Below are 21,737 nucleotides of genomic sequence, written 5' to 3' on the forward strand. Positions count from 1 at the left end.
ACAATCATGCCATACATGGAGCTTAAAGGACTGATCAAAAAGGTGAATCTGAAGCCAAACGGGGAAAAGGAAATCCTGCTTGTTGTCTCTGAAAATGAAATGCGAGGCAAACTCGATTCTGTCTCTGAAATGATTGGCTGCCGAGTTGATGTATCGCTCGAGTCCTTGATCGTCAATTATACCGTCGAGATCAATGCAAATACAGAAGAACCGATGAGAACCTACCGTGTGGATGAAAAAGGCATCGTGCATGAAATAAAGCCGGAAGGAGAGCAACTGGAGGCCAACCTGGGACTGCCAGAAGCGAAGATCCCGACCAAGGAAGAGAAGGAGCAAACGGAGCGAGAGATCATCGACGATTTCATTCTCAGCGGCTTGGCACCAAGCTACGAGGACCTGCCTTATGACTTTGCTAATATCGTGAAGCGCCGGTTAGAGGGTGAGACATACATGAAGCTTGCTTCTGAGCTGGATATCTCCTCAGGAAAAATCGTGGAGCTGATCGATGAGTATCGAAAGCGTCTGGCCCCTCTGGCTGCCAAGTGGGATGAATGGAGGCAAGAGAAAGAGCAATCGAAACAGGAGACCACGGCGGATCCGGGGGAAGTGGCAACTGGTACAGGAGAGCCAGACCAATCCGAGCAAGATGAAGAGGACACCGATTCTTTGAAGGGGCAAGCTACCGAGAACCTGGGCAGCGACGGCCAGGAGCCATCAGAAGAAGAGATTGAGGAGTATATTCTTGGCGGCCACGCTCCAAAGTTCCCGGACATTGAGTTTGACTTCCCTCAGCTGCTGGATAAGAAGAGAAAGCGCGGAAGCTGGACAAAGGTTGCATCAGAAATGAACTTACCACTTGTACAGGTAAGACGCCAGTGGAGAGAGTATAAGGAGCGTATTGCCCGACAAATGCGCGGTGAAGATATAGCCTAATAAATCGGTTGCCTGCCGGGAAAACCCGGTGGGCGGCCTTGTAATACGGTGATATTGCGAGAAGAGAGGATGATAAAAATGAGTGAACAAGGCCTACATGTTAAATATAACGTTACAAAAGCTGATACCGGTGAGTTAATTGGAAATTGCTTTGTATTACGACCTGATCGTGACCCAGCAGCAGTAGTAGCATTGATGATGTATGCGGCAGCCACAGAAAACAAAGAATTATCGCAGGATATACTCAATTGGCTCCAAGGAATGGGTCAAGAAAGACTTCTTTATACGCAGTGCTTTCTAAAAGCCATAAGTGAAAATCCGCAGTTCTTTGAAAAACTTCTGGGCAGCATTATAGAGTCACCGTTCCAAAGCGAGCATGGTGATATGTGGGTGAATAAAAAGCATGCCACAGCTGTATGCTCTGAACTTTATTATGCCGTAATGGATGAAAGGTTTTATGAAAACATGGATTTTCAAGCGTTGGCAGATGAATCGGATGAATTGCTGCACATTGTTGATTAAGCGATTTATGTAATAAAAAATGCCGGCGATTGCCGGCTCATAGGGGGAAGGGTTGCCAGAAAACCCTTCACCTGAAATATACCATTTTTAGGTAGATGGGTAAATGAGGAAAATGTAGGAGGGAGAGTATGAACGAATCGGAGCAACTTGATCTGTTCCCCGACATGCCATATCTCGAGCCTCTTCCAGAATCAAATCATCCTAACAGAATGGTGCGTCAGTTTGGAGAAGGACCAGAGGGAACTACTTGTAAAACATGCCGGTTTCTCTATAAAAAAGAATGGAATCGAACGTTTTATAAATGTGAATTGTATAGGGATTCAAATGGACCAGGAACGGACTTTCGTAAGAAGTGGCAGAGCTGTAGCAAGTATAAAGCAAGGGAGGGTGCTAAAGAGTGAAACTTTCTTTAGAAACTGATTTGCAACAACAAATGATTGCGGTAGCCGTTCTGCAAATGTTAGAACGAGGCGAAAAAGTTCATGATGTTGCCGCTGTAACAAAAAAAATCGTTGAGGAAGTTTGGTTTGGATATATTGCTGAACAGCGCGAGAAAAAGGAGGTAGCGAATAATGACTGACCAGGAACTGAAGGAGATACGCAATGATCTAAGCCTTATTACAAAAGGACGCTGGTTTCGTTATAACGATGAAACAAGTTGGGTAGGAGCCTGGGATGAGGAAAACAAGTGCGACACACCCGTCTGTGAATGTCACGAACAAGAGGATGCGATGTTCATAGAGAAGGCACCTGAATATGTAAGGAGGTTACTAGAACACACTGATAGCCAAGCAGCGGAGATTGAACGGTTGCAGAAGGAAAATGCCATGCTTAAATCCCAAAAAGTGAGACAGTTAGCAAACGATATATGCGATAGGAATAACAAAGGAATGCAAAAATTATCTTCCGAATAAAAAACACCCTCTCTGGACGGCCATCCGGAGAGGGGTTCCCTGTTCTTGCTACCCAAGAATATTTTACCATGAGCAGGGGGAGTCGTCATGCAAATGTCGTTTTTGCCGAAAATTGACCGGAAGGCTACACAAAAGAGAGTCGAAGAAGCATTGGAGACAGCGCGTATCTACAAGCAGATCGGCTTTGTTCGCCGGGAGATGAAGAACACGCCTGCCTATGAACCGAGGTATCATGGTCCGACGAACAAAACGACCGATATGGCAGCCGAATGTGCTGTCTGGAATGTAGATAAGGAACGGGAGATCGAAGCGCTGTGTGAGCGCGTGGAAAGGGCTGTGAGCCGGTTGAGCAAGAAGGAACGGGAGATTATTGAGAAGCGCTATCTGGAAGATGAGAGCTTTGATTATATCGTTGCTGGAGAGGTTGGGCTAAGTGAAAGGACATATACCAGGATGAAGGCGAGAGCGTTTTATAAATTGGCTTTTATGTTGAAGTTGGAAGTATTGTCTGAGGATTTGATACCAATATAATAAAAAGCCGTTCCTTAATAGAACGGTTTTTTGGCTTTTTATGCTAGATAATATATCGCACACAAAAATGTTTTTTGAAATTAATTATAACGAATTTATAACTTAGATATCTATCTGTCAAATAGCAGCTTTCTACTGAACCTGTGGATTGATAATAATTCCTTGATGTATGTATCCGCCCTCAATGGTTAAAATGTTAATACCTGTCACATTCACAGTAAGTTCTTTTAATCCATCTTTGGTAGTTAGTGTTTCACTTTTAATTTTTTTACCATCGCCATATATTATAATTTCATGGCTCCAAGTAGTATTATCTGGAACACCGGTTGAAAGTGTTAGTTTTTTATACTGACCATCTAAGTTCCAATTAACTTCTCCTGACGCGCTTAGACGATATGCATTGTCAAAGCTCTTACCAGTAACTACGACGGTCTCGTTAGTTGCTCTGTCTAGTTTATATGGTTTAAGAGTATTAACTAAATCAATTGCTTTAACATTTTTAGTAGGTGCATTATTGCTAGTAACCACAACAGCGTTATCTTTAGCATCCCATTCTACTTTAGCACCGAGTGCTTCAGCCAGTGGTCTTGCAGGAATCATTGTGCGCCCATTAATAACTTGTGGTGGAACATCAGAATTAATTTGTTCGCCATTAACAATTAATTTGATAGGACTTGCCGCAAGTGCGATCCCTGAAAATAAAATAGCACCAGTTAGAACACCGGAGACATAATACTTAGCTTTGTTCAGTTTACTCAATTTTTTCTCCCCTTTGCTTTTATGTGTAAATAATTACAAAATTTATAGTAATACTTTTCGCTTTGATTCAAAAGAATTATTTTTGGGGCAAGCTTAAATAGTTGGCGTAAAAATGGCGTCATTTTGGCGTGAGGTTGGCGCGCTGTTTGAAGATACAGATGGTATGATGATAGTGTCAGAAGATAAGCGAAGGGGCCGTTCCGGGAGAGCGGTCTTTTTGTTGTCTATTACTTGTGAATAACGGTGGAAATAGTATTTTTATCTCGGAATTTGACGACAAGTGTTAGTCATAAAGCAGAGCTTTTTGTTGCACAATAAAAGAACGAGAAAGGAGGGGGAATATGGACGCACGAGTGATAATGCCAGACCCACGTAGTAATTGGGAAGAGAGTGTACAGCAGTATTGGCAGAAAGAAAAAGAGAAGTGGAAACGTAGAAAACAGCAGCAGAAGTAAGCGTCGGTCAGCCGGTGCTTTTTATTTTGCCTTGGAGGTGGGTGGTGATGTAGATGAAAGGAAATTACTCCTTCTTGCCGAACTAATTAGGTTAGTTAGGAGGGATAAATATGGAATTGGATACTAAACAAAAAGTACTGTTGGCGTTGTATACAGAGTATCAAAAAGATTTACCAAATATGAGCAGTGTGAATTATAAAGCACTGGAATTAGAATCTGATGTGTTCTATGTCGCTATCTCGAAGTTGCTCACTGAGGGATATATTACAGACGCCTGGGCGATACCAAGAGCCGGAAAAATGATTGATGCTTATAGATTGGATAACTGCAAGCTAACCAGGGATGGTATCGACTATGTGGAGAGTAAGCTTGAAATCGAACCTACTCTTTCTGGAGTTGAAAAGGTCAAAGCCGTAACGGGAAAACTGGCACAATGGGGCTTAGAACAGTTTAAGGATGTTGTTGTTAAAATAGCATCTGAAACAATTAAAGGTAGTATAGGAGGAGGCGCTTAATCAGGCGCCTCTTTTTTATTCGAATATAAAAAGTAATGGAGGAGTTAACAATGAGCGAAACAGTGATTAAATGCGACCAATGCAAGAATGATTTTGTTGTCGGTGAATTAAAGCATGCACCCTCGGTTAATGAAATCCAGCGTGTGTACTTCTCTTGTCCTCACTGCCAGGCAGATTACACAGCATACTACACGAACCAGGCAATAAGAGAGAGGCAGACTGAGATTAATGAATTGAATGAGAAGCTGCATAACGCAAAATCTGACAAGACGAAGGACAAGTATAACGAAGAGATCGAAACACTGACCAAGCATAATAAGCAAGAGATGGAGCTGCTGCGCAAACAGATTGAAGGCGATAGTGATGACAAGGAATCCTGAGCAAGATCGGTACTATGACAGGTACAAACGTAATAAAGAAGCCAAGCGATTTTATGATAGTGCAGCTTGGCGTAAATGCCGGGATTATGTACTAAAACGTGACAACTATCTTTGTCAGCTATGTCTCAAGCAAGGCAGGAAACTGAAGCCAGCCGATACGGTGCATCATATTAAACACTTTGATGAAGCACCAGAGCTTGCGCTGGATCCCGACAACCTGGAGAGTATCTGCGCTTCCTGCCATAACAAAGAGCATCCAGAGAAGGGACAGGGCAGGGCTAAGTCAAGGAAGAAGTGTAAGGCGAAAGTGGTAAAGGCAAAAGCGAATAGGGAAGTATGGTAGTGGTCACTCAATGGGTGGCTTTTTTTATTTTGAATGGCACGTTTTCAGACGCACAGAAAGGCATCTGTGAGCGGCGATAGCAATTAGAGACACAGAAGGAGTCAGAACGCTCTGTAGCCCCCCTACCCTCGAAATTGGGGGGGCGAGGCGCCACAGACCGGCGGGGCCCCTTCGTTTTCGGCGCGGACCAATTTTTCTATGTGAGGGGGGGTAGCATGTATAAGCCTAAGAAGATCATAAAGGACCGTGAAGCGAAAAAGTTGTTTGAAATTCTCGTTGAGGAGCTACGAATCGATGCGAACTTGAGCGAGCGGACCATCATGCTGGTAGATAATATCGTTCTGCTTGAACAGTTAAAACAGGAGCACCAGAGGGACATCAAGGAGCGTGGTACTGTTGAGCTATTCGAAAATGGCTCCCAGAAAATGTGGCGTGAGAACAAGTCTGTTGATAAAATCCTTAAGATCGTAGAACAACAGCGCAAGCTTCAAGCAGAGCTGAAACTCACCCCTGCCTCCGATAGAAAAGTGTCTGGCCCACTTTCCAATGGTGAGGGCGATAGCGGCAAGGGTGATGAGTTTGATAGATTCTAAGCTTCTTGCTACGGCCTATGCCGAGGATGTGCTTTCTGGCAAAATTATTGCTTCAAAAAAGGTCAAAATGGCCTGTAAACGACACATAAACGATCTAAAAAGGCAGGGAACAGATGCTTTTCCCTTCATTTTTGATGAGGAAAAAGCGTTCAGACCTATCGATTATATTCAACGATTCTGCAAACCGTCACAGGGGGATTATGACCGGTTAGAACTGCAACCGTGGCAGCATTTTATCATCGGGTCGCTTTACGGATGGGTTCATAAAGATACCGGTCTTCGCCGCTTTCGTGAGGGGCTTATTTTTGTTGGCAGGAAAAACGGGAAAACCACGAAGATTTCCGGTCTTTCTTTATATGCAGCTTCCAAAGACGGAGAAAACGGGGCGAGGGTGTTTCAGCTCGCCAATTCAAAGGAACAGGCGAGGGAACTGTTTGATGAGTGCAAGGCTATGGTTAAGGCATCCACGCTCTTGAACCGGCACTTTGATGAAACACTCCATGAGATCCGTTTCGGTCGTACAATGTCAAAAATTATGCCGCTGGCTACAGACAGTAAGAAGCTGGATGGAAAGAACTGTTCCTTTGGGGTATTCGACGAGATTCATGAGTATAAAAACTATAAGCTGATTAACGTAATCAAGAACAGTACCGGTGCCAGGCGACAGCCATTACTCTTGTACATCACAACGGCCGGCTATCAGTTGGACGGTCCACTTATGGATTATTACGAAAAAGCTGCCGATGTTTTGGAAGGGGTCATTCAGGACGAACGGTCTTTTTATTATATGGCCGAGTTGGATGAAGAAGATGATATTGAGGATCCGGCGAACTGGATAAAAGCGAATCCGAACCTCGGGGTGACTTTGAAGCTTGAAACGTTAATTGAGGAATGGGAAACGAGAAAACACATTCCGGCCGAGCGAAATGACTTCATTACCAAAAGGTTGAACCGATTTGTTCAATCGGATGAGCAGTCTTTCATTGATTTCGAGGTTATCAAGCGGAATGACGCTGTAATTGACCTGAAAGAGTTGGAGGGTCGTACCTGCATCGGCGGTTTTGACTTGTCACAAACGGAGGATTTTACCTCTGCCGACTTGGAATTTATTCTTGATGACGGGCGAATATTTGTGCTATCTCATTCCTGGGTACCAAGAAAAAAGGTGTTAGAAGACAACGACAACCTCCCTTTCCGCGAATGGGAAGAAGAAGGCTTATTGACTATCATTCCGGGAGATTATGTGAAGCATGAGTATGTTTTCGATTGGTTTGTAGCACAGTCCCAGCACTTTCCTATAGATTTGATTACCTATGACCCGGCGAATGCTTTCCGACTTGTGAAGGATTTGGAGACTTATGGATTTCAAACAGAGAAGGTTCGGCAGGGAGCATTAACGCTCAGCCCCGCCTTGAAAGACATCAAGGAACTGCTGCTCGATGGCAAGGTGGTCTACAACCGAAACCGCCTTTTCCGTTGGTATCTGAACAATGTAAAGTTGGTGGATGACAGAAATGGTAACTGGATGCCCACCAAACAGAACCGATATCGCAAAATCGACGGGTTCGCTGCCTGGTTGAACTCTCACACTGAAGTGATGAAACGAATGGCGGTTCCGCAACCGAGTGGAAAGGTGGAGTTTGTATCCATGAAAGACCTGTTAAGGAGGTGAGGAAATTTGTGAAATTAAGACAAAGAGCGCGCTTGGCTTGGGATGTATTCCGAAATAAGGTAAGTGGTCCAGGTTATGATTTTACGAAGTGGTTTTCGCCACGGAACATCTTTGTTGGTCGTTCGGGTGAAACGTTAGCAACAAACGAGACAATATTTGCTGCGATTTCGAGGTTATCAAACGCAATGGCAAGCTTGCCGTTAAAGCTTTATCAGGATTTTAGACCAGTACACTCGAAAACAGCCGACTTGATTGCTAACGCTCCAAATCCGAATATGACCAGTTTTGATTTTATTCGAACGTTGGAAGTGCTCCGGGACAGTACCGGAAACGGATATGCCATGAAGAAGTACGACAACAGATTTCAGGTGGAGGCTCTTGTTCTTCTAGATCCGGCTCGTGTGGAGCCTGTCATCGAGAAGAACACCCGGGAACTCTGGTATGAAATCGATGGAGATAAAGGACGTTATTACGTACACAACATGGACATCATCCACGTCAAGCATATTCACGGGACAGGATACAAGGGCCTCAATCCTATCGAAGTACTCAGGAATACAGTTGATTTCGATGGAAAGGTCAGACAGTTTAGTCTGGATCAGATGGATACGAGAATCGCTGCTTCGTTTATTCTAGAGATGGCTACACATCTTGGAACGGATAAGCGAAAGGAGATTCTCAACAACTTCAAGGAATTTTATCAGGATAATGGTGGAGTTCTTATCCAAGAGGCCGGTATGAAAATCAATCCTATTGATCGTAAATTTCTTGATACGAAGGTCTTTGAGGTTGAGCGAATTACCCGTTCCCGTGTAGCTGCTGTCTATAACATGCCGTTGCACATGCTTGGCGAAACAGAGGGGGCCAGTTATTCCAGTATGGAGCAAATGTCTTTGGAGTTTGTGCAAGGTACACTCGTTCCAATCGTTAGGCAATACGAACAGGAATTTAATCGAAAATTACTTACTCCAGAGGAGCGTTTACGCGGACTTGGCTTCAAGTTCAATGTGAACGCTCTTTTGCGTGGTGATACGCAAACCCGTGGCGAGTTCTACTTCAAGGGAATCCGTTCCGGCTGGTTCAAACCAAACGAGGTTCGGGCCTTCGAGGAGCTGCCGCCGGAACCAGGAGGCGAAAAGCTTTATCTCAGTGGTGATCTGTATCCCATTGATACACCAATCGAACAACGGAAGGGGGTGAAAGTGGAGTGAAAAAACGATTTTGGGAGTTCAAAAATGCTATAAACGACACTGGAGAGCTTTATATTTACGGTGACATTGTCTCTTATCAATGGGACGACAGCGACACCACAGCTCAGAGTTTTAAGGATGACTTGAAAGCGTTAGGTGACATCAAGACACTAAACGTTTATATCAATTCTCCAGGGGGCTCTGTGTTCCAGGGACAGGCTATTCACACGATTTTAAAGCGTCACAATGCGCATGTAAATGTTCATGTCGATGGAGTGGCTGCTTCTATCGCTAGTGTCATTGCTATGGCAGGAGATACCGTGTATATGCCCAAAAATGCCATGATGATGATTCACAATCCGTGGACGTTTGCGATGGGAAATGCACAGGAGCTCCGAAAACAGGCGGATGCTCTCGACAAGATTGGTGAAAGCATTATTGAAGCGTACCTCAGCAAGACAGGCGATAGGATGAGTCGGGAGCAGCTTGCTGAAATCATGGATGCGGAAACATGGCTCAGTGCTCAGGAATGCTTTGACTATGGCCTCTGCGACGAAATTGTTGAGGCTCAGGAAATCGTGGCTAGCGCCAATACGGAATTACTTTCTCGATTCAAAAACGTACCGGAAACACTAAAAAACGCGCTGAAAAAGCCGGAAAACGAGCTGATTGGTGAGGAAGAACGGCAAAAAATGATTGCTGAGTCCAAGGGGAACATCGAAAAAATAAATAAAATTTTGGGAGGAATGTAATTGTGAAAAAGAATCTCTACTTACCTATGAAGAACCTTCAGTTCTTCGCTGCAAGCACGCTTTATGATTTAAAAGAGAAAATGGCAACAGTGGGCGCCCAACTAACAAACATTGAGAATCAGCTTATGGACAAGCTGGCGAATCCTGCTGTACCCATGAACGAAATTACGGATCTGAAAAACCAGAAAAATGACCTGCAGGAACGCTTCAACCTGTTGAAAGAGCAACATGACAAGATAGAACAAGAGCAGAAAGCCAAATTGAAGAACGATAATCCCATTGCGGCAGCTCACTCTGATAAAGATAAAATCATTGCGGCCAAGGCAGAGTTTATTCGTGCGGCTATTCAAGGTCGACCAGTATCTCAGGATGCGCAGAATATTCTTCGTGCCCTGCCAAGTCCGCATCCTACTGGGGGCGATAAGTTCCTACCGACTACCATGTCTAATGAACTCCTGTCTGAGCCATTGGTGAAAAATCCGTTGCGTGATGTAGTCCGGATTTCTAACATCAAAGGCTTGGAGTTGCCGAAAATCGCCTTCACAATTGATGACGACGATTTTATCACAGACGAGCAAACGGCCAAAGAATTAAAATTGACCGGTGACAAGGTAACCTTTGGACGAAACAAATTTAAAATCTTTGCGGCTATTTCTGACACGGTTATTCATGGCTCGGATTTAGATTTAGTGAACTATGTAGAGAACGCTCTGCGTTCTGGATTAGCTGCCAAGGAAAAAAAGGTTTCCTTTGCTACCACTCCGAAAGCAGGAGAAGAACACATGAGTTTCTATTCTGCACAAAATGGTATCGCACAAGTCAGCGGCATAAACAAATACAAGGCGATTAAAGCGGCTCTGACTGCCTTGCATGAAGATTACCGGGAAAACGCAACAATTGTAATGACGTATGCAGATTACTCCGATATTATCGAGTCATTATCTGGTCCGAATGGTTCGTACTACGATGCCCCACCAGAGCGTGTACTGGGCAAGCCAGTTGTTTTTTCAGACTCCGCAGTTGACCCAATTGTTGGTGACTTCAACTATGCTCGTTTGAACTACGATGGGGAATTGATTTACGAAACTGATAAGGACGTAAAGACCGGGGATTATCTGTTCGTGCTAACAGCATGGTTTGACCAAGCAATCCTTCTGAAATCAGCCTTCCGGATTGCCAAGGTAACACAAGCACCAGTAGCTTAGTGATAAAGGGGGCGTGGTGAATGCCGACGCTTGAAGAATTAAAAACATATCTAAGGATTGATGGAAGTGAGGATGATATGGTCCTCACTCTTTTGCTTTCAGCAGCGAAAGAATATCTGCTTAATGCTGGCGTCCCGGAGTCGAATAGTGCTTTATACAAGCTAGCGATCATGATGTATGTGGCATTGCACTATGAGAATCGTGATCCAAGCATGAAAGTAGAAAAGTTCAATTTCGCTTTGGAGAGTATGATTTGGCAATTGAAATCCTATACACCTATTATTTAGAAAGGTGATGATTCTGCATGGCAAAGTACGAAGTGAAAAAAGAGTTTATCGACAAGAACACTCGTGAGTATTTCGCTGTTGGAGCGTTGTACGTAACGAACAGCAAGGAAAGGGCAGCCGAGCTTCAAGAAGGCCACTTCCTCGGCGAGAAAGTCGAAGAGACTGAGCTGGATACACGCCTGAAGCATACAGGTGGCGGCTATTACGAACTGCCAAATGGAGAAAAAATCCGAGGAAAGGACAATGCTGTGGAGGCATTGAAAAAACTTGATGAAGCAACAAGCAGCGATGAAGAAGTATGAACCCAGGTAAGCTGAATAAGCGCATCACGCTACAGCGTTTTGAGAAAACGAAAGACAGTGAGGGGATTGTAACGGAAGCATGGAATGATGTCGCTACTGTCTGGGCCTCTGCGGAGCCGTTGCGTGGAAGAGAATACTTTGCCGCAGCAGCGGTCAACCAGGAGAACATAGTGCGCTTTCGTATACGCTACAGACCTGGCGTTACATCAGAGATGCGGGTAGTGTATGGCGGCCGACTATTCGATATTAAATCTGTTATTGATGTGAACGAGCGACACCGGGAGCTCCAGCTAATGGCCGAGGAGGTATATGGAGATGGGGGCTAACGTGGATTTGCAGGGCTTGCAGCAATTACGGGATAAACTGCAGCGGTTAGGGAACAAAGCGAAAACGGTGGAGAATCAGGCGCTGCGAGCCGGAGCTGAAGTATTGCGAAGTGAGATTGCGGCGCGGGCTCCTCGCAGTTCCTCTCCTCGCGGACCTGACTCGCCATCGCAAAGCTGGCGGACCGGACAGCATGCTGCGGATAACATTAAAATGAGCGGTATCAAGCAAGCGGATGGTGCAAAAATAATCGAGGTCGGTATCCAAAAGGGGGATCGCTCTCATTATTTTTACTTGAAGTTTAAAGAGTGGGGGACTAGCAAAATGTCGGCTGAACCCTTTATCGCACCTGCTGTTGAGGAGAAGCGAACAGAGGCAGCTCGTCAAGTTCATGAAATTATTATGAGGGCACTTAATCTATGATTAATATAAAACCTAAAATTGTTCAAGCGCTTGAGTCCAATCAGGCGCTTGTTTCTTTGCTAGGAGGAAAGCGCGTCTATCAATTGACAGCTCCTAATCCGAATGAGTTTCCCCGTATCACGTTTTTTGAGATGAACAACATCGATGACAGGTTTGCAGATGATCAGGCGTTCTCAAGCGAGATTCGCGTTCAAATTGATGTGTGGAGTAAAAAATCTACATCGGATATTGCGAGTGAAGTAGATAAAACGATGAAGGCCATTGACTTTAAGCGTACAGCTTCTGCGGACTTATACGAAGATGATACGCAAGTATTTCATAAAGGCATGCGGTATAAAACAAATCGAATCATTGAGGAGGAATAGAGAATGGCAGGCGTACGAGTTGGTTTAAAAGATTTACATTATGCGCTTTTGACAAAAGACGATGCAACCGGCGTGACGTACAGTGCTCCTAAAAAAATTATCGGGGCGATTACAGCGAATGTCTCTCCAACAACAAACACAGAGACGCTTTACGCTGATGATGGTCCGTCTGATGTAGCCACAGCGCTGGGGGAGATTACTGTCGAGCTGAACGTAAAGGACTTACCGCTTGAAACTCAAGCAGAACTTCTTGGGCATACGCTTGGTTCTGACGGAGTTCTTTTGAAGAACGCGGATGATCAGGCTCCGTATGTGGCAATTGGCTTTAGGTCTAAAAAATCAAATGGAAAGGACCGTTTTGTTTGGCTGTTCAAGGGCAAATTCCAGCCAAATGAAGAAGAATACCAAACAAGAGAAGATTCCCCAAGCTTCCAGACACCTACGATTGAAGGAACGTTCGTAAAACGGGAGTTTGATGGAAACTGGCAAGCGATTGGTGATGAGGACGCAACAGGCTTTACAGCAGCCACAGCGCAAGCATGGTTTACCAAGGTGTACGAGACGCCGGTGGCTTAATTTAGCGTATATTTTCAAACAAAAGGGAGAGGGCTTATAGGCTCTCTCTTTACATTTTAAGGAGGAATACCATATGGAAATCGCATTGTTTATTAACGGAGAAGAAAAAAGATTCGGAACCGGCTTTATTTCTGCGCGCATGTTCAGACGCGCGATTGAGATGCAGAAAAAGATGACTGGCGGGGTTACCTCGGGAGAAGACCTGGACGAGGTCGTTGATTATGTCGTTGATATGTTTGGCGGGAAGTTCACTCGCGAACAGCTGTATGACGGGATGGAAGCTGAAAAGTTTATCCCTACCATCATCAGCTGCATTAATCAGGTGGTCGGAAAAATTAACACGGTTACAGGTGGGGCAAACGCGGACCCAAACCAGGTGGCGAAGGGCTAGACCCTTCGGATTTTATTAAAGAACTGTATCTTAATTTAATGAAACAAGGGTGGACCATGGGGGATATCGATGACATGGACATCCTTTTTTATTTTGAATTGTTGTTTTATAAACGCGAAGAAAAATCACAGGCGCCGATGGGCTTTATTGACCAGGTTCTGTAAGGAGGCGAGAGGATGGCGGAATTTGAAGATATTATTGTCCGATTTGGGCTTGATGGCGATGAATTTACACGCGGCATCTCGCAGCTGAACCGGTCTTTAAAGCTGATTGACAGCGAATTTAAAGCTGCGAGCGCCCAATTAAGTGGATTCGGAAGCGAGGCAGATCAATTACGGCTGCATGCCGAGGCGCTATCTCAGAAAATTGATGTGCAACGCCAGAAACTGGATGCACATAGAAATGCCGTTCAGAATTCGACGACAAAGCTTGAGCGACATGCACAAGCCACAGCCGAAATAAAAACAAGACTAGACCAGACGAAGGCAGCTTATGAAGCGAGCGCGGCTTCTGTGGGTCACAACGCGGCGGAAACACAGCGGCTGGAACAAGAAGTGAAGCAGCTTGAGCAGGAGTATCGCCGCAGTGTGCAAGCGGTTGAAAATGCAAATCGAGCACTAGAAAATAACAAGATTCAGGCCAATCAAGCGGAAGCAGCCTTAAACAACATGCAAAACGAGCTCAAACAGGTAAACGAAGAGGCGAAGAAAAGTGCCTCTATCTTCAATCAAATGGGCGAAAAGATGCAGGGTGTTGGGCAGCGTATGCAAAGTGTAGGCTCTGAGATAGCACAACCTTTCGCAGTAGCGGCAACAGCCATCGGCGGTGCGATAGGGCTGGCTGTTAAAAAATCTATGGACTTTGGGGCGCAAATGTCGCGTGTAGGGGCTATTGCAGGGGCTACGGGCGCTGACCTTGAAGCGATGAAAGAAAAGGCGCTTGAACTGGGTGCCAGTACATCTAAATCAGCCACAGAAGTTGCGCAGGGCATGGAAATGATGGCAGCCAAAGGGTATGATGCTCAGCAAGTCATCGCAGCGATGCCCGGTGTGATTTCGGCTGCTGAAGCATCAGGCGAGGATATGGCACTGGTAGCTGATACAGTTTCATCTGCACTGAACGCATTTGGATTAGAGGCTTCTAAATCTACGCACGTTGCTGATGTACTTGCTATGGCAGCGAATCGGTCCGCAGCCGGTATTGAAGATATGCAGTACGCATTCAAATACGCAGCTCCCGTGGCGAAGCAGTTAGGAATTTCTCTGGAAGAACTGGCTGCGGCCACGGGTATTATGAGTAATAACGGAATCAAAGGAGAGCAAGCAGGGACAACACTTCGAGCAGCACTTCTCCGTCTGGCCGATCCTCCACGAGAAGCAGCAAATCAACTTTTGGATTTAGGCATTAAAATCGAAGATGCAAAGGGGAATATGCTTCCCTTCTCTAACATTATTGGTCAGGTTGCCAACAAAACGGAGGGAATGGGAACAGCAACCAAGGCAGCAGCCCTATCGGCTATCTTTGGAACGGAAGCCGTATCCGGAATGCTTGCTCTAATTGAGGCAGGTCCAGAAAAAATAAACGAGTTCGCGAATGCGTTAGAAAATTCGAATGGCGCTTCAGCGGAAGCAGCGCGACAAATGAAGGATAATTTAGCTGGAGCGCTTGAAGAGTTGGGCGGCGCGTTTGAGACAGCTCAAATCTCCATTGGTGATGCCTTAGCTCCGGCAATTCGCGCCATCGCTGAAAGTCTACAGGTGTTGATAGATGGGTTTAATAATCTTCCAGAGCCTATGAAGCAATTTCTTGCGATTGGCGGTGCGATTTCTACTGTATTGATTGGACTTGTAGCGGCATTGGGTCTGGTTGCAGCGGGAATCGGTTCTTTCATTTCTGCTTTTGGTACCATGGCTGGCGTTATTGGCGAGGCAGGTGGAGTGACCAGTATTCTAGCCACAGCATTGCGAGTTGTTACCGGTCCGATTGGTCTTGTGGTAGGAGCCATTGTCGCCCTTGGAGCAACTCTCATCGGGGCATGGAAAAACAGTGAAGTGTTTCGAAATGCGATTACAAACGGATGGAAACAAATCTCCTCTACGATTATGAGTGCGTTAGCACCGATTGTTCCTGTGTTTGACCAGCTAAAAGGCGCATTCGGTTCGCTCATGTACGCCATTACCGGCGGCGCTACAACAACGGATGGGGCTTTTAAAAAGATAGGGGATGCCATAGGTGCCTTTATCAATTCAAGTTTAGGAACTACCTTGCCTGTCATTAAGGCAGCATTTGAAGGGATTTCTGCTGTGGTTGTCGCTGTAGTAAATATTGTGATTGAAGCCTTTAATGGACTGGCTCAGTTTTGGGTTTCATATGGCCCGACAGTATCAACAGCATTCAATTCTGTGAAGGAAGCTGTTATGCAAGCGCTGGGCGCAATCGTACCTTTTGTCAGCGCGAAACTCCAAGAGATGAAAGCGTTCTGGGATCAAAACGGGTCACAGATCATGCAGGCTGTATCGGCGGTTTGGAATGGGATTGTAGCAACGATTTCTGGTGTTATGACCGTATTGGCACCGATCGTATCAGCAGGATGGACAGTAATTAAGGTCATTATTCAATCAGTCTGGGAATCGATTAAGGGTGTTATTTCTGGTGCGATGAATGTTATTCAAGGTATTATCAAGGTGTTTACTGGCTTGTTTACAGGCGAATGGTCTAAAGTCTGGGAAGGCGTGAAGCAGGCAACCATCGGTGCTGTACAGTTTCTCTGGAACGCCATTCAACTTACGCTGTTCGGTAAGGTATTGAGTGCGACCAAGGTGTTTGTTTCAGGTTTCAAGGCGGCGATCACAGCAGGATGGACATCCATCAAAAGTGTGTTTACGAGCTCTATCAGTGCAGTGCAGGGCGCAGTAACAAAGGGATGGAACGCGATCAACTCTATTAGCAATACGATTATGAACGCGGTAAAATCTACGCTTTCTTCCATTTGGAAAGGGATATCCTCATTTGTTACTTCTGCAGCAAATGGCATGCGAAACGCTGTAACAGCTGCTTGGAACGGTATAAAAAATAGCGTTATCAATGCCGCAAAAAGTGTATGGCAGGCTGTTACAACTCAATTTAAAGCAATGAAAGAGGCTGTTGCCTCGACCATGAAGGAAGTAAAAACGACTATAGAAAACATTTGGAAAAATGTTGTTGCCTTTTTTAAAGGGATCAACTTGGTTTCTGTAGGTCGTGATATTATCCAGGGATTAATCGCTGGGATAATGGGCAAGGCCGGAGAGTTGTACCAAAGAGCGAAGGAAATTGCCAATCGAATTGAATCCACTATTCGCGGTGCATTGGATACCCACTCTCCTTCGCGCGTTATGCAAAAAGTTGGTCACGATGTCGGTGACGGTTTGGCATTAGGGATCTCTCAGAAAGAGAGTGCGGTTAAGAAGTCATCAGAAAAACTAGCAAAGCAAGCAGAAAAAGCAGCTAAAGACGCAGCAGCCAAGCAAAAGAAATCATTTGATACATCAATGAAGACAGCAGAATACAATTTCAAGATAGGTAAAGTAGATCTATCTGGTTATATCAAATCACTAGAAGACATTCGAGCGAAACAAGCAAAGACAACAGAACAGATTCAAAAGGTAAATTTAACCATTAAAAAAGCAGAGACCGATCTGGCTAAACAGTTAGATGAGATCAACAAGAAAAAATTTGAGTCATCGAAAAAATGGATCGACGAACGCAAGTACTATAATGAGCTCTCTCTTGAACAGGAGTTGGCAGCATGGCAGAGAGTGGCCGCTCGCTATCAACAGGGTACACAGGAAAGAATCGAAGCAGAGCGGGAAATCTACCGGGTAAAGCAGGAACTCAACCGAGCAAGCTTTGATAACTCCAAGCGCTGGATTGATGAACAGAAGTACTATAACAACCTCTCTATCGAGGAAGAGTTAGCAGCGTGGCAACGGGTACAAGCACGTTATAAATCAGGTACTGCTGAGCGCAAGGAAGCGGACCGGGAAATCTATCGCGTACGTCTTGAAATGATGAATAAGTCCATCGAAGACGAGTACAAGGCAGCTGTAGATGCGATTGATCGAGCAAGCAAAGCGGTTCAGGAAGGAACCGAGCGACAAAAGGAAGCGATTGAAAGCCGTCGTGATGTTACACTTGATTCTCTCAAACGAGAAGAACAAGCGGAAATGGATAGCCTAGATCGTCGCCAGAAGGCTTATGAGCGTTCACATCAAGATCGATTAAAGATGCTAGACGACGAAACAAACCGAGCCATAAAAGGGCTGCAAGCGCAGATCGACGCCATTGATCGACAGGGAAAAGACGAGGACAACGCCTACAAGGATGCTGACCGAGGCCAGCAGATGGCCGACTTACAAAAACAATATGACAAGTATAAGGTCTCTGCTTCAGCGAAAGGACAGAAGAAAGCGGCCGATCTTCTCAAGCAGATACAGGAACTACAGACAGAGATCGAGCGCGACCAGCAGGCACGACGCCGGGAACAGCAAAAAGAAGCACTAAAGGGACAGATTGACGATATAAAAGAATCGGCTGAGCAAAAGAAAGAACAGTGGCAAGTTGAATTTGATCGTCAAAAGGAATGGTTTGATCAGGAGAAGCAACAGCGCCAGTCCTACTATCAACAGCGAGAAACGCAGTTGAAGGCGGCATTCGATGCGGAGCTCCGGGCACTAGAAGAGAGCACGAGGCGGCAGCAGGCACAGCTTGAGCAGCAGAAGATTGATGCGGAGAACACACGCAATCGCATGCTTGAGGATGCCAGAATCAAAGCGCGGGAGAATTTGAATGTCGTTGAGAGCGGCCAACAGCAGATCATCAACACGCTCCAAAACAAGAACCGTGACTACTATCAAAGCGGCCAGACGTTGGGGAATATGTTCGCCTATGGCTTGGAGAGCAGCATGTCACGCGTAAGGGAAGCGGCAAATAGAGTAGCCCAGGCTGTCTCAAATAAGTTGAAACTTAACTCTCCGGCGAAGGAAGGGCCGCTATCTACGCTGGATACTTGGTGGAACGCTTTCTCAGATACAATTCTAGAGGGCTTGGATACACGGGCGATTAATTCAGCTATGAATGCGATGGTGAATCCGAATCTTTCGTTCGGTTCTTTGGGAGCTATTAATAGAGCTGGTGTCGCTGCAGGAAGTAACGATATAAAAATAGAAATAAATAACAGAGGGATGTTTGATGGGGCTAACTTTCATGACATGGATAAAATCGATCAGGAATCCTTGGCAAGAGATGTAGGAAATAAAATTGCTAATCAAACATTGACTGCTTTGCGTTCAAAAGGGAAAAAGGGAGGGTAGAATGAAAAGAAAGAACGGAGGAAGTTGGGAAGTTGATGCACCCGGAGAAGCTGCAACTCATTGGATTAATTACGTTTATAACAAAGATAAACGGTCAATCTACCTTTTAAGCGGAGAAAGCAAAGAATATTGGTTGGTTTACGGAAAAGACATTGAAGATGCATTGATAAAAACGCTTCCTTCAGATTACATGGAGCGGTCAGCTGTTATGAAAACGCAGTATATTGATAAACATAACGCCCGTGTTCCAATAGTAATAAAAGTGCCAGAAAAAGAAGAGTATCCTGAAGTCGGAGCTGTAAGTAAGCCAGGTTTTTTGGTGCCGGTTAAATTGGAAAAGGGAAGATGGATCATTGACTTAGTATCCTGGATTAAGCAGTTAAAGCTTTAGCTAAACTGCTTTTTCTTTTGTTTTGAAAGGAGGGACAGATGAGCGACCTCACATACAAAGGCACTTCAGCCCTCTCCCAGGGCGTTCGTATCGAATCAATCAAACGCCCCCTGCTCGCCAATATGCGACAGCAGCATGAGGAAATTGCCGGCCGACATGGAAGCTACTCTTTTACCGATGGCACACTGGAAGATACGGTGATTGAGGTAGCGTGCTGGCTCTCAGCTGATAGCCGAATGGATCTGCGTTCCCGTGCCCGGCAACTAGCCTTCTGGTTGTACTCAAAAGAAAAGCAGCGCCTGATGTTCGATGATGAACCAGGCGTTTTTTATTTGGCTCGACTGGCCAATCAAATCGATATGGAGACACTTATCCGGCACGGTCGGTTTACGCTGCAGTTCCGTTGCGATCCGTTCGCGTATGCCCTACAGGAACAAGTAGACAGGCAGTTTATAACCGCTAGTTCCCAATTTGTTATACAGGTTGAAGGGACAGGATCGACACAACCAGTTATTGCTGTGAAAAACAACGGAGGTAGCGCCTTATCTGGGTTTACATTGACCGTAGAAAATGAAGTGGAGGAATGATCAAGATGCCTATGTCAGATTACTTGGAGAATAAAATTTTAAATCACATCTTTAGAGGGTCGGCATCCACAGCACCAGATGCTGTTTATGTTGCACTCTACACAAATGACCCTACGGATGCAGATGTAGGTACTGAGGTAACGGGCGGCGCGTATGCAAGACAGACAGCGACCTTCTCTGCTCCTACGCAGGTAGGAGGCAAAGCGACCATTCAAAATACAGCGGATGTGACTTTCCCACTTGCAACAGCCAACTGGGGAACCGTCACGCATGTTGGCCTTCGTGATGCAGCAACAGGTGGGAACATGTTGTATTACGGACCGTTAGCAAATGAAAAAACAATCAGCACAAATGACCGGTTTAAATTCTTTGCGGGCGATCTAAAGCTTGATATTGATTAAGAGGTGAACAGCTATGCAAACATTATATCCGGCAATGTCAAATTCGCCTCTAACTTCTCTTGCAGCAGCTATTACAGCGATACAAACTACCATTGATGTGGTAGACGGGAGCAAACTTCCCGCAGCGCCAAACCTGGCGACAATAGGAAATGGAGAAAGCGCAGAAACCATTCTCTACACAAGTAAAAGCGGGAATGCATTATCCGGAGTCACACGGGGGCTTCAAGGAACTTCGCAAGCGTGGTCAAGTGGGATACAGATCGGACGGTTCTTCACAGCATATGACCATGATGCGTTTATTGAGCACATGAACGCACGACCCATTATGTCAACACAAGACAGCACGTTTTATGTGGACTCTACAATCGGAAATGACAGCAATGATGGAAAAACAGCAGCTACACCATTCAAAACAATTGCTATGGCTGTTTCAAAGATTCCTCAAATCGCGAATCATACGTTTACTATCGCAATCGCAGCCGGAACATACAACGAAGACGTGACCCTTCAAGGCTTTTATGGAAAAGGGTTAATTCTCATCAATGGCAGTTCGACCGCAGACAACAGCCGGTCTATAAAATCTATCACGAAAAATAATTGCGGTGTTCCTGTCATCACAACTGGGTTATACGCCACAAAAGCAGATGGAATTGGGTTTACGGCCAATCGGTGTGTTCATGCAGTTTTCGCTAAATGTAAAATTGATGTGGCGGCTTCTCAGAACGGCATTTCTCTGTTCGCCTCAAACGGAATCATACAAAATTGCAGTATTTCCAATCGAAGCAATGCTATTACAGCTACAATTTCCACCGTATCATCTGATACGAACACCGGAAGCGGTAATTCGGTAGGTTTATACGCTGCTCAAGGAGCTACCATCGGAAAATCTGGCACACAACCTTCAGCAACGGCTGCCGAACAAGTATATGGAGGAGGGCAAATCAGATGATCGGTATCATGTATAACATTCAATCAAAAGAAGTGATCGAGCGTATCGATGATATTCAAGCCTTCAGCGATACTTCTCTTGTTGGTGAAGAATCAGCAATATATGGTATTAATCCGAAGGAAGCTGATTTTGTCATCGTAGAATCAAGTGATCTGCAAACAGGAGATATTATTGATCTTTCCGTCATAAGCGACATACGTCACTTGATGCCAAAAACAACAGAGCAAAACATAGAACAAATACGAAATGACTACGATCAGGCCATTAGAGAACTCACGATGTTAATCGCGATGCAACAGGGGGTGTAACATGATATTTACAAAAGAAAGCCCTGTTGTTCAAGCGTGGGTACGGGGCATTCAGAGTGGGGGAAAAACGATTGAAGAAGTACCTAATCTTTCTAACCTTCGCAGCGTTGTTGCTGAAGCTTTGGAAGGAGGTGAGACACATGTTTAACGAAGACAGTATGCTAGTTAAAATCTGGTTTTCTGCGGTAGTATCAGGAACATACCGTTATGATCAAGTCCCAAACCTGTCCAACTTGAAAGAAGAGGTAGGAAAAAAACTTGAAAGCATGGGTTATCCAACAACCGAACAAGTAGTGTGAGATGTCTTTCCAAAGAGAA

Annotated in this window: 30 protein-coding genes; 29 read left to right on the forward strand and 1 reads right to left on the reverse strand. The window is 45.1% G+C overall.

Going from position 1 to position 21,737, the window contains the following annotated elements:
* The first annotated feature begins 6 nt into the window (after positions 1-6).
* From AB3351_RS12990 to AB3351_RS13015, 6 genes are all read left to right on the forward strand, one after another.
* Positions 7-933, forward strand: coding sequence for a 2-methylcitrate dehydratase (locus AB3351_RS12990; RefSeq protein ID WP_371147561.1), 927 nt, complete (start codon positions 7-9; stop codon positions 931-933).
* A 78-nt stretch (positions 934-1,011) separates the two neighbouring features.
* Positions 1,012-1,455: a hypothetical protein gene (locus AB3351_RS12995; RefSeq protein ID WP_371147562.1), complete on the forward strand. Its 444-nt coding sequence runs from the start codon at positions 1,012-1,014 to the stop codon at positions 1,453-1,455.
* 128 nt (positions 1,456-1,583) lie between these two features.
* The gene (locus tag AB3351_RS13000) at positions 1,584-1,856 is read left to right on the forward strand and encodes a hypothetical protein (protein WP_371147563.1); all 273 of its coding nucleotides are present in this window, start codon (positions 1,584-1,586) and stop codon (positions 1,854-1,856) included.
* Entirely contained in the window at positions 1,853-2,035 is a 183-nt protein-coding gene (locus AB3351_RS13005; protein ID WP_371147564.1) for a hypothetical protein, read from the forward strand. Before AB3351_RS13000 ends, AB3351_RS13005 begins: the two co-directional genes overlap by 4 nt.
* The gene (locus AB3351_RS13010; protein WP_371147565.1) at positions 2,028-2,369 is read left to right on the forward strand and encodes a hypothetical protein; all 342 of its coding nucleotides are present in this window, start codon (positions 2,028-2,030) and stop codon (positions 2,367-2,369) included. The genes AB3351_RS13005 and AB3351_RS13010 overlap by 8 nt, the downstream gene beginning before the upstream one ends.
* An 87-nt stretch (positions 2,370-2,456) precedes the next feature.
* Positions 2,457-2,900, forward strand: coding sequence for an ArpU family phage packaging/lysis transcriptional regulator (locus tag AB3351_RS13015; protein ID WP_371147566.1), 444 nt, complete (start codon positions 2,457-2,459; stop codon positions 2,898-2,900).
* Between the two features lie 132 nt (positions 2,901-3,032).
* Here AB3351_RS13015 and AB3351_RS13020 read toward each other — a convergent pair whose 3' ends face one another.
* Complete coding sequence (locus tag AB3351_RS13020; RefSeq protein ID WP_371147567.1) at positions 3,033-3,659, reverse strand: copper amine oxidase N-terminal domain-containing protein; 627 nt, start codon at positions 3,657-3,659, stop codon at positions 3,033-3,035.
* A 565-nt stretch (positions 3,660-4,224) separates the two neighbouring features.
* Here AB3351_RS13020 and AB3351_RS13025 point away from each other — a divergent pair.
* From AB3351_RS13025 to AB3351_RS13135, 23 genes are all read left to right on the forward strand, one after another.
* The gene (locus AB3351_RS13025; RefSeq protein ID WP_371147568.1) at positions 4,225-4,629 is read left to right on the forward strand and encodes a hypothetical protein; all 405 of its coding nucleotides are present in this window, start codon (positions 4,225-4,227) and stop codon (positions 4,627-4,629) included.
* A 50-nt stretch (positions 4,630-4,679) separates the two neighbouring features.
* Positions 4,680-5,009: a hypothetical protein gene (locus AB3351_RS13030; RefSeq protein WP_371147569.1), complete on the forward strand. Its 330-nt coding sequence runs from the start codon at positions 4,680-4,682 to the stop codon at positions 5,007-5,009.
* On the forward strand, positions 4,993-5,352 hold the full coding sequence (locus AB3351_RS13035) for an HNH endonuclease (protein WP_371147570.1): 360 nt from the start codon (positions 4,993-4,995) through the stop codon (positions 5,350-5,352). Before AB3351_RS13030 ends, AB3351_RS13035 begins: the two co-directional genes overlap by 17 nt.
* Positions 5,353-5,567: 215 nt before the next feature.
* Complete coding sequence (locus AB3351_RS13040) at positions 5,568-5,945, forward strand: P27 family phage terminase small subunit (RefSeq protein ID WP_371147571.1); 378 nt, start codon at positions 5,568-5,570, stop codon at positions 5,943-5,945.
* Positions 5,926-7,617, forward strand: coding sequence for a terminase large subunit (locus AB3351_RS13045; RefSeq protein ID WP_371147572.1), 1,692 nt, complete (start codon positions 5,926-5,928; stop codon positions 7,615-7,617). Before AB3351_RS13040 ends, AB3351_RS13045 begins: the two co-directional genes overlap by 20 nt.
* Positions 7,618-7,649: 32 nt before the next feature.
* Positions 7,650-8,828, forward strand: a complete 1,179-nt coding sequence (locus AB3351_RS13050; protein WP_371147742.1) for a phage portal protein — start codon at positions 7,650-7,652, stop codon at positions 8,826-8,828.
* On the forward strand, positions 8,825-9,559 hold the full coding sequence (locus tag AB3351_RS13055; protein WP_371147573.1) for a head maturation protease, ClpP-related: 735 nt from the start codon (positions 8,825-8,827) through the stop codon (positions 9,557-9,559). Before AB3351_RS13050 ends, AB3351_RS13055 begins: the two co-directional genes overlap by 4 nt.
* A 26-nt stretch (positions 9,560-9,585) precedes the next feature.
* Positions 9,586-10,764 carry a phage major capsid protein gene (locus AB3351_RS13060; protein WP_371147743.1) on the forward strand — a complete coding sequence of 393 codons (1,179 nt, stop codon included), beginning with the start codon at positions 9,586-9,588 and terminating at the stop codon, positions 10,762-10,764.
* A gap of 20 nt (positions 10,765-10,784) precedes the next feature.
* Entirely contained in the window at positions 10,785-11,051 is a 267-nt protein-coding gene (locus AB3351_RS13065; protein WP_371147574.1) for a head-tail connector protein, read from the forward strand.
* Between the two features lie 17 nt (positions 11,052-11,068).
* On the forward strand, positions 11,069-11,353 hold the full coding sequence (locus tag AB3351_RS13070; protein WP_371147575.1) for a hypothetical protein: 285 nt from the start codon (positions 11,069-11,071) through the stop codon (positions 11,351-11,353).
* The gene (locus tag AB3351_RS13075; RefSeq protein WP_371147576.1) at positions 11,350-11,679 is read left to right on the forward strand and encodes a phage head closure protein; all 330 of its coding nucleotides are present in this window, start codon (positions 11,350-11,352) and stop codon (positions 11,677-11,679) included. Before AB3351_RS13070 ends, AB3351_RS13075 begins: the two co-directional genes overlap by 4 nt.
* Positions 11,669-12,100, forward strand: a complete 432-nt coding sequence (locus AB3351_RS13080; RefSeq protein ID WP_371147577.1) for an HK97-gp10 family putative phage morphogenesis protein — start codon at positions 11,669-11,671, stop codon at positions 12,098-12,100. Before AB3351_RS13075 ends, AB3351_RS13080 begins: the two co-directional genes overlap by 11 nt.
* A complete protein-coding gene (locus AB3351_RS13085; RefSeq protein WP_371147578.1) occupies positions 12,097-12,465 on the forward strand; it encodes a DUF3168 domain-containing protein in 369 nt (122 codons plus the stop codon). Before AB3351_RS13080 ends, AB3351_RS13085 begins: the two co-directional genes overlap by 4 nt.
* A 3-nt stretch (positions 12,466-12,468) precedes the next feature.
* Positions 12,469-13,041 (forward strand): major tail protein, encoded by a 573-nt coding sequence (locus AB3351_RS13090; RefSeq protein ID WP_371147579.1) that lies wholly within the window; start codon positions 12,469-12,471, stop codon positions 13,039-13,041.
* A 73-nt stretch (positions 13,042-13,114) separates the two neighbouring features.
* Entirely contained in the window at positions 13,115-13,432 is a 318-nt protein-coding gene (gene gpG / locus AB3351_RS13095) for a phage tail assembly chaperone G (protein WP_371147580.1), read from the forward strand.
* Between the two features lie 176 nt (positions 13,433-13,608).
* Complete coding sequence (locus AB3351_RS13100; protein ID WP_371147581.1) at positions 13,609-18,783, forward strand: phage tail tape measure protein; 5,175 nt, start codon at positions 13,609-13,611, stop codon at positions 18,781-18,783.
* Position 18,784: 1 nt separating this feature from the next.
* On the forward strand, positions 18,785-19,174 hold the full coding sequence (locus AB3351_RS13105; RefSeq protein ID WP_371147582.1) for a hypothetical protein: 390 nt from the start codon (positions 18,785-18,787) through the stop codon (positions 19,172-19,174).
* Positions 19,175-19,212: 38 nt separating this feature from the next.
* Positions 19,213-19,761: a distal tail protein Dit gene (locus tag AB3351_RS13110; protein WP_371147583.1), complete on the forward strand. Its 549-nt coding sequence runs from the start codon at positions 19,213-19,215 to the stop codon at positions 19,759-19,761.
* Between the two features lie 5 nt (positions 19,762-19,766).
* On the forward strand, positions 19,767-20,162 hold the full coding sequence (locus tag AB3351_RS13115; RefSeq protein WP_371147584.1) for a phage tail fiber protein: 396 nt from the start codon (positions 19,767-19,769) through the stop codon (positions 20,160-20,162).
* Positions 20,163-20,175: 13 nt separating this feature from the next.
* The gene (locus AB3351_RS13120) at positions 20,176-21,111 is read left to right on the forward strand and encodes a hypothetical protein (RefSeq protein ID WP_371147585.1); all 936 of its coding nucleotides are present in this window, start codon (positions 20,176-20,178) and stop codon (positions 21,109-21,111) included.
* Positions 21,108-21,419 carry a hypothetical protein gene (locus AB3351_RS13125; protein WP_371147586.1) on the forward strand — a complete coding sequence of 104 codons (312 nt, stop codon included), beginning with the start codon at positions 21,108-21,110 and terminating at the stop codon, positions 21,417-21,419. The genes AB3351_RS13120 and AB3351_RS13125 overlap by 4 nt, the downstream gene beginning before the upstream one ends.
* A 1-nt stretch (position 21,420) precedes the next feature.
* Positions 21,421-21,567: a hypothetical protein gene (locus tag AB3351_RS13130; RefSeq protein ID WP_371147587.1), complete on the forward strand. Its 147-nt coding sequence runs from the start codon at positions 21,421-21,423 to the stop codon at positions 21,565-21,567.
* On the forward strand, positions 21,560-21,718 hold the full coding sequence (locus tag AB3351_RS13135; protein WP_371147588.1) for a hypothetical protein: 159 nt from the start codon (positions 21,560-21,562) through the stop codon (positions 21,716-21,718). Before AB3351_RS13130 ends, AB3351_RS13135 begins: the two co-directional genes overlap by 8 nt.
* Positions 21,719-21,737 lie beyond the last annotated feature (19 nt).

It is taken from the genome of Aneurinibacillus sp. REN35, assembly GCF_041379945.2.
In the GTDB taxonomy this organism is placed as follows: domain Bacteria; phylum Bacillota; class Bacilli; order Aneurinibacillales; family Aneurinibacillaceae; genus Aneurinibacillus.